Origin of the sequence: Streptococcus sp. HMSC072C09 (genome assembly GCF_001813105.1) — a bacterium.
Lineage (GTDB): Bacteria > Bacillota > Bacilli > Lactobacillales > Streptococcaceae > Streptococcus.
In genome coordinates this window covers 1-419 of the sequence record NZ_KV811490.1, presented here as the reverse complement: position 1 = coordinate 419, position 419 = coordinate 1, and the positions used below count along the sequence as shown (strand labels likewise).

1 rRNA gene is annotated in these 419 nt (G+C 42.2%); it reads left to right on the top strand.

The window, feature by feature from the left end:
- Nucleotides 1-166 precede the first annotated feature (166 nt).
- Nucleotides 167-419: ribosomal RNA gene (locus HMPREF2893_RS03735) — 16S ribosomal RNA — on the top strand; the annotation flags it as partial.

The following is a 419-nucleotide window of genomic DNA, read 5'->3' as shown; positions in this document are numbered from 1 at the left end:
AGGTCATGATATACTAATATAGTTGTCGCGCGAGAGCGACAAAGACCTTTGAAAACTGAACAAGACGAACCAATGTGCAGGGCGCTATAACTAAGGTTATAGTAACTGAACAATAAAAAAACAATAAATCTGTCAGTGACAGAATGAGTTTAAGACAAACAATTATTTTAATGAGAGTTTGATCCTGGCTCAGGATGAACGCTGGCGGCGTGCCTAATACATGCAAGTAGAACGCTGAAGCTTGGTGCTTGCACCGAGCGGATGAGTTGCGAACGGGTGAGTAACGCGTAGGTAACCTGCCTCTTAGCGGGGGATAACTATTGGAAACGATAGCTAATACCGCATAAAAGTTGACATTGCATGATGTTGATTTGAAAGATGCAATTGCATCACTAAGAGATGGACCTGCGTTGTATTAG